Source organism: Candidatus Pantoea multigeneris, assembly GCF_011752615.1.
GTDB classification, from domain to species: domain Bacteria; phylum Pseudomonadota; class Gammaproteobacteria; order Enterobacterales; family Enterobacteriaceae; genus Pantoea; species Pantoea multigeneris.
In genome coordinates this window covers 188,234-194,895 of sequence record NZ_VWXF01000010.1, presented here as the reverse complement: position 1 = coordinate 194,895, position 6,662 = coordinate 188,234, and the positions used below count along the sequence as shown (strand labels likewise).

Below are 6,662 nucleotides of genomic sequence, written 5' to 3'. Positions count from 1 at the left end.
TCGCCGCCTGAAGTTGTGAAAAAGTACTTTCAAAACCCGCGAGGCTGAGAAATATTTGACGCTACCGCGTCAATTCAAATTCCCCTCCCACCTCCTTCGGTGGGAGTACCCTTTGAAGAAAAGATGGGCATCATTGAGCGGCGTATTGCTGAGAATGGATCAAAGCTCAATGGCTTTCCCGGTTTGCTGTTTAAAGCCTATCTGGTCGCTAAACGCCATGAAGGCTATAGCGATGAAAACCGTTATGCCCCGTTTTACGTGTGGGAGAATGCGCAGTCTATGACCGCATTTTTACAAAGCCCGGCGTTTAAAACGCTGACGCAAGATTTTGGCTGGCCGCAAATTGATACCTGGCTGGCGCTGCATATTCCCTGCATTGATGAGATCCGAAACTCCCCGTGGTTATCCATAACCAGGCACACGATCCCACCGCACAGCGACCTGTCTTTGACAGCGCAGGATGGGGATCTCAGCGCCTGGGATGTCAGTCGCTGGCAGCACTTACAAGCTGATTTTGGTGATGCGCCACAAAGAGGAAAAGAAAATTATCGTATTACTTACATTGCAAGCGGGGCGTGGTGAAAGCTGAGGCTGATAATAGGGTTTTATTTGGTTTTTTCATTATTATACCCACAGCAAAATACAGATGCTGTCTGGGCCATCCAACATCGACTGAGTTAGACACGTGGTCATGTGTCTTCCCGTGAAATGCCTGCGACATCTTAACGGTACATCGTATGCCGTAAGATGTCGCAGATCTCAACTCTTATCAGTGCCTAACTTGTGGCGACGAATCAGCAAGAAACTGATTATAAAAGAGATAATCAGCGCGATACCAAAGGTGAAGTCAACCAGGAGATCCGTCGTTTCTTCCACTCCAATCGTATTAAACCACGATGCCAGATAGTCAGTGACGTTTGGCCACAACAGCGTAATAAGCTTGCCAACGACAATAAACGTCACCACTAAAAGCAATAGAAACCCCATTCCGCGCTTAATCCATTTGAGCATCAATCCAACCTTAGTTGACCTGTAAGCCTGTTGAGCACAGAACCGGGGTCTGCGGAGGAATATTCCATAACGTTTAACCAGACTATTTTCTGTTTGTCGAAGCCCCGATGATAGAACTGAAAGCGAAGACCTGGGACGCAGACAAGAAGAGCAGGATCACGCGTTATCAGCACCTCGATGTCTGACTCGGTATCGTCTGCAACAACCTGGTAGTCCATACCGAGCCTGTCCAGTTCCCGCTGAAGGGAATGGATAAACCTTCCGGTGAGAGCGTACGGGAAAAAACCTCTTTGCAGCGCTGATCGCCCCAGTGTGGGGCTGGGACTGTGAATAACGTAGATCGTGTTTCTGGTCATAACTCTCCCTGTTTTGTCAGTCAACCAGACTACATACTGTTATGTTGTAGCGCCATGATGTCCAGTGTAGATCAGTATAATCGCTTCAGATCCTCCGGCCTTTTTTGCCATGAATACGGCGGTCTGACAAAGCTGAAGGTCCGCTATGAGCGAGCAGCGGACGTTGTTGTTGTCGTCAATCTCGATGGCTGCATTACTCAAAATTTTGAGTATCGATTAACTAGCAGCTGGTCAATTGCTGATATATCTGTTTTCAGGCTTCACAGCTAATCTGACCAGGCTATCAGGCGAGAGAGTGTAAAATAAGAATTGAATACAACAAAACGATACACATCACGGTACCGATCACAATCCAACTTCCCTCTTTCATGACATTTCCTTTCAGGCTCATTCTACAAATCAGATGTTGCTATGATAAAGTACAGTAGCCAGTGAAATGATTCATTTGCTCATCATATTAGTCACATTTACTTTTTTTCAGGCACAGTTATGAGAAAAAAAATCACGCGAGATGGCCTGGATCGTTTTGATTTGTCCATCCTGGACATGTTGCAGGCGAATAACCGCCTGCCGCACTCGGCAATAGCTGATAAAATTGGGCTTTCAACCCCTTCTGTTCAGCGCCGCATAAGCAAGCTTGAGGAAAATGGAGTTATCAGAGCAAATATAGCGCTCATTGAACCTGCTTATGTGGGTAATCCGGTTACGGCAGTGATCGAATCACGACTTACTGAAGATCGGAGTATCGTCATGGACAGAGCCAAACGCTATTTTCGTAACGTTGATGAAATCCAGCAGTGCTACTTTGTTAACGGGGGCGTATCGTTCATCATTATTATGATCGCCCGCGATTTACAGCACTTTGAACGCCTCGTCAGACAGCACTTTGCTGATAATCAGGACATTCTGACCTACCGAACGCTAATCGTCCTTGACCCGGTTAAAACGGGAATGAGGGTTCCTTTGTTCGATCTGAATGATTAGGCGTCATTTTTCAGTGCTGCGTTCGTCGACGTGCGAACAGAGAACAGCCTGCGCAAGCGGCCATAACTGAAGAAATTCCACCGCACTGTGTCAGGCTCAGTTTCTCATGAAGGATAATCCACCCGGCCAGCGCACTTACCGCCGGAGAACCACTAAGTAGAACGCCGAACACACGCGAGGGAAGCCAGCGCATAGCATAGATGTCCAACAGAAAAGGTAACATGCTCGACAGCAGTGCCACGCAGACCCCTGTAAAAATCACAGCTGGCATCAGCAAGGAAACTCCTGCCTGGGCGGTTCCGAGGGGAACCGTAATCAGTGCGGCAACCATCATGCCCGCCGCAACAGATCGCCCGCCGCCGCCTGATACTCTTTTTCCTATAATGACATAGATTCCCCAGAACAATGCCGCCGCAAGAGAATAGGCTATGCCTTGGATATCAATGGCGTTGTGTATGTCTCCAGCAGCCAGCAGGAACATACCTAAAGCGGACAACAGTATCCAGAGCAGGTCGATTTTTTGCCGAGATGTAAGCACGGCAACCGTCAGTGGCCCCATGACCTCGATTGATATGGCAATACTTACGGGAATATATGAAAAAGCCTGATAAATCAGCATATTCATCAGAGCAAGGACTACGCCATATAGGGTTAATGCTCTCCAGGAGACCTCATGTTGACGTAATGTCCATGGTCGAAACACTACACATAAGATGACAGCGGAAATGCCAAGCCGTAGTGCGGCCACTCCTTCACTGCCGACAACTGGAAACAGTGTCTTCGCAAAGGCTGCACCAGTCTGTACCGAAACCATCCCGGAAAAAGCCGCCAGGAAAGGAAAGTTTTTATTTGTCTGCATGATCATATAGTTATGAGAAATTGAATACCGAATTTTATAACCAAAACATGGTTAATTTTCTCATAAAGACCCTATTAACAAGCTTTCTAATTGAAATTAGCCAGAACTTCGACCAAAAAACGCTGAATGTTCATGCTATGCCAGTAAAAGCAATCTTGATATTTTGAGCGATTATCCTGGGAGTCGGCTACAGCCACGAAGTTGACCTGAGGGATGGGTGAAGTCCGCTGTGAGTTGTGAGTTCAATGGCTCGATGCAACGCTATCTTTAATCAAGGGGGGGCGTTGCCATGAAACGAAGAACTCGGATTAACTTCACGCCAGATCAGAAGGCGATTATCTGGGACAGATATAAGCAAGGTGATTCTCTGCATGATATCGCCAGAATGTTCTGGCAGATTTCATTCTTCCATCATGCCCACAATCCACCAGACAGGTGGCTACCGTCCTCCCGTTCGAAAGCGGCATCAGCCAGTTTGGCCTTTATATACTCGTGACGACCGCTTATTTCGGATCGCCGAGAACCTTTTTCAGCTCCTCGATATCCTCTTCAACTGCGGTTTTAAGACCGCGCCGTTCCAGCCAGTTTCTGCCCCAGATGCTCAGATCCAGAACCAGCTTGTTTAGTTCCCGGCCTTCATCACTGAGCGAGTATTCAACCTTTGGTGGAACAACGGGATAAACCTGGCGAATAATCAGGCCATCCTCTTCAAGTTCACGCAGTTGCTTCGTCAGTAAACGCTGATTGATGCTGGGTAAAAAACGCTGGAGTTCGCTAAACCGAAGCGTACCGTCCTTAAATAAATGATAGAGGATCACCCCTTTCCATTTTCCTCCCATGATATGTAGTGCCGCTTCCATTGAACAGCCTGGTGCCGAATCGTAGTTACGTAATTTCTTCATAAAAACATCATGGTTACCTTTTGGTAAGTATGTGAATTTTTTTATCGTATAAACAAATTATTATCGTATGGTACTTTTAGCGGGCTAAATATCAATCACTTTCTGGAGTAGTAATGTCAGCTTTGCTTTTTGAACCCATCACAATCAATGGCGTTGAATTCCGCAACCGTATTGCCATGTCCCCGATGTGCATGCATTCGGCGTCTGCCGACGGCAAGATTAATGATTTTCACGTTATTCACTACGGCGCGCGTGCCTTGGGCGGAGCCGGTCTGATTATGCTAGAAACTGCCTCTGTACTGCCAAATGGTCCAATCGGTCCTGGAGACATCGGTATCTGGGATGACAGTCATGTTGAAGGTTTGTCCCGCGTGACAGATGCCATTCACCGTTTTGGCGCGAAAGCCGGCGCACAGATCGGCCATGCTGGTCGCCAGTTGGGAGTTGACCTGCCCTCTATCGCGCCGTCAGCTATCCCGTTCACTCCTGAGTCCCGCGTACCTCAGGCGATGAACATTGAGCAGATCAATGAATTAGTAGAGGCATTCCGCCAGGGGGCTCGCCGTGCCTGTGAAGCCGGTTTCGACGTTATAGAAATCCACGGTGCTCATGGCTATCTGTTGAACCAGTTCCTGTCGCCGTTGGCGAACAAGCGCACTGATGCGTACGGTGGTAGCCACGAGAACCGTTACCGTATTGTGCGTGAAGTCATTGATGTTGTGCGCAGCGAGTGGAAAGGCCCGTTATTCCTGCGCATTTCTTCAACCGATTATGCGGAAGGCGGTAACCGCCCGGAAGACTTCCTTATTTACGGCAAATGGATGAAAGAACAAGGTATTGATCTGATTGACTGCTCGACTGGCGGGATTGCGATGGTATCGGTAAACACTTATCCAAACTATCAGGTTCCGGCAGCTGAACTGCTGCGCCGGGAACTGAATATTAAAACCGGTGCCGTGGGTTTAATCGAAACAGGCCGTCAGGCAGAAGAAATTCTGCAGAATGGTCGGGCAGATATCGTTCTGGTTGGCCGCGATATGCTGAAGGACCCGTTCTGGGCGCGTACTGCAGCAGACGATTTGAACGTAGCACTTCCGGTCCCTGCACAGTACACCCGCTATGGTTCCGGATGGCAGCGTTCTCAGCCACGACTGCCTGCAGCTGACCTGACAAGCACTGTAGAGCAATAATTGCATCTACTTCATCAGCCCTTCACGGTTGTCATGCTGTATCTGTACCAATAAATCCTTTGTTGTAACCCTCATAGTTAAAAACCAGAAGTGCTTTCTTATTACCCCTGCATGCCGACGCAGGGGGATTTAATTTAGAACATCTTATTTTGTATTGCGGATGGTAAAAACCTTAAAAATTAGAGAAGAAATTAATTTCATAAACATACTCATCAAATCATATCAACGTCTGCTCTTGGCACAGAGCGGGCAGCTTCATAAGCTACCGGGGCCGCCATAAGCGAAAAGCAGAAGTTCACTTTTTAGTACATGAACCCTTTATGGTAATAAAAAAATGTAGGGTTCGTTTTGCAGGGATCCTACAGCGTGATGTAGGAGAAATTAGACAGGCATTCTTTCTCGCAACACAGAGATAAGTTCGTGTAGTCCCGGTAAATTATGGCGATTACGGGGATAATAAAGATACATTGCAGGCTCTACAGGCGACCAGTCAGGCAAGACAACCCTTAATTCACCATTTTTAATATACTTTTCAACCCTTTTTTCCGGACAGTAGGTGATCCCTACATCGCCAAGAGCAAGGTCTATGCCCATGATAGTGTCACCAACACAGACCTGCCCCGGGACATCGATTTCACGGTAGTCATTATCTTTTCTGAATTCCCATTTATAGATGGTTCCTGCACCCGTACGAATTTGAATACAAGAGTGCGCCATAAGGTCTTCGGGAAGAAATGGAGGCTGATGGTGGTAAAGATATCGTGGTGACGCTACGGCAACCCATCGTAGCTCCTGACCTAATTTTACCGCGATAAAATCTTCAGGTACGGTTCCACCATAGCGAATCCCCGCATCGAACCCCTCTGAAATGATATCGACCATGCGGTCATCAACCGTGATATCAATCTGCATATCCGGATAGCGTTTTAAAAATACGGGAAGATGAGGTCCAATAATCAGTCTTGCGCCGTCACGGAGGACATTGAGCCGAAGGCGCCCGACAGGTTTTTCTCTGGATGCATTAATTTCGTCTAAGGCTTCAATGATTTCTTCAAAACCGACGTTCAGACGGGCCGAGAGCTTCGCACCCGCCTCTGTCGGCGAAACGGTTCGACTGGTTCGGTTAAGTAGCCTTACGCCGAGTCTGCCTTCAAGGTTTCTGACTGCATGACTCAAGGCGGATGTGGTGATCCCTAATTCAACAGCGGCCTGAGTAAAGCTTCGCAACCTCTCTACAGCCCGGAAAGCATTAAGGTCTGCCAGATCGCTACGGGATAAACGGGCTACGGGTCGTACAGGCATAGTGACACCTCTAATTATTGAACAATACTCATGAATATATCTCGTTGCGTTCAATAAT

7 protein-coding genes and 1 pseudogene are annotated in these 6,662 nt (G+C 47.6%); 4 read left to right on the top strand and 4 right to left on the bottom strand.

Annotation, left to right across the window (positions count from 1 at the left end):
- Positions 1–99 precede the first annotated feature (99 nt).
- Complete coding sequence (locus F3J40_RS20205; protein ID WP_369410958.1) at positions 100–582, top strand: DUF4865 family protein; 483 nt, start codon at positions 100–102, stop codon at positions 580–582.
- A gap of 177 nt (positions 583–759) precedes the next feature.
- Here the strand turns inward: F3J40_RS20205 and F3J40_RS20200 are convergent, their stop codons facing one another.
- Positions 760–987: a hypothetical protein gene (locus F3J40_RS20200; RefSeq protein ID WP_240155546.1), complete on the bottom strand. Its 228-nt coding sequence runs from the start codon at positions 985–987 to the stop codon at positions 760–762.
- Positions 988–1,856: 869 nt separating this feature from the next.
- On the opposite strand from F3J40_RS20200, the gene F3J40_RS20195 reads away from it, so the two are divergent.
- The gene (locus F3J40_RS20195) at positions 1,857–2,351 is read left to right on the top strand and encodes an Lrp/AsnC family transcriptional regulator (RefSeq protein WP_205297460.1); all 495 of its coding nucleotides are present in this window, start codon (positions 1,857–1,859) and stop codon (positions 2,349–2,351) included.
- A gap of 10 nt (positions 2,352–2,361) precedes the next feature.
- Here F3J40_RS20195 and F3J40_RS20190 read toward each other — a convergent pair whose 3' ends face one another.
- On the bottom strand, positions 2,362–3,210 hold the full coding sequence (locus tag F3J40_RS20190) for an EamA family transporter (protein WP_205297459.1): 849 nt from the start codon (positions 3,208–3,210) through the stop codon (positions 2,362–2,364).
- A gap of 289 nt (positions 3,211–3,499) precedes the next feature.
- On the opposite strand from F3J40_RS20190, the pseudogene F3J40_RS20185 reads away from it, so the two are divergent.
- A pseudogene (locus F3J40_RS20185) lies at positions 3,500–3,710 on the top strand (helix-turn-helix domain-containing protein); the annotation flags it as partial.
- Positions 3,711–3,713: 3 nt separating this feature from the next.
- Here the strand turns inward: F3J40_RS20185 and F3J40_RS20180 are convergent.
- The gene (locus F3J40_RS20180; protein WP_167017522.1) at positions 3,714–4,112 is read right to left on the bottom strand and encodes a winged helix-turn-helix transcriptional regulator; all 399 of its coding nucleotides are present in this window, start codon (positions 4,110–4,112) and stop codon (positions 3,714–3,716) included.
- A gap of 113 nt (positions 4,113–4,225) precedes the next feature.
- On the opposite strand from F3J40_RS20180, the gene namA reads away from it, so the two are divergent.
- Positions 4,226–5,302: an NADPH dehydrogenase NamA gene (gene namA / locus F3J40_RS20175; protein WP_167017520.1), complete on the top strand. Its 1,077-nt coding sequence runs from the start codon at positions 4,226–4,228 to the stop codon at positions 5,300–5,302.
- Between the two features lie 381 nt (positions 5,303–5,683).
- On the opposite strand, the gene F3J40_RS20170 is transcribed toward namA, so the two are convergent.
- Complete coding sequence (locus F3J40_RS20170) at positions 5,684–6,604, bottom strand: LysR family transcriptional regulator (protein WP_167017517.1); 921 nt, start codon at positions 6,602–6,604, stop codon at positions 5,684–5,686.
- Positions 6,605–6,662 lie beyond the last annotated feature (58 nt).

Excerpts from the sequence above, each read along its gene's own strand:
- F3J40_RS20195 (WP_205297460.1), top strand. The coding sequence starts at position 1,857 with ATGAGAAAAAAAATCACGCGAGATGGCCTGGATCGTTTTGATTTGTCC.
- F3J40_RS20190 (WP_205297459.1), bottom strand. The coding sequence starts at position 3,210 with ATGCAGACAAATAAAAACTTTCCTTTCCTGGCGGCTTTTTCCGGGATG.
- F3J40_RS20180 (WP_167017522.1), bottom strand. The coding sequence starts at position 4,112 with ATGAAGAAATTACGTAACTACGATTCGGCACCAGGCTGTTCAATGGAA.
- F3J40_RS20200 (WP_240155546.1), bottom strand. The coding sequence starts at position 987 with ATGGGGTTTCTATTGCTTTTAGTGGTGACGTTTATTGTCGTTGGCAAG.
- F3J40_RS20170 (WP_167017517.1), bottom strand. The coding sequence starts at position 6,604 with ATGCCTGTACGACCCGTAGCCCGTTTATCCCGTAGCGATCTGGCAGAC.
- namA (WP_167017520.1), top strand. The coding sequence starts at position 4,226 with ATGTCAGCTTTGCTTTTTGAACCCATCACAATCAATGGCGTTGAATTC.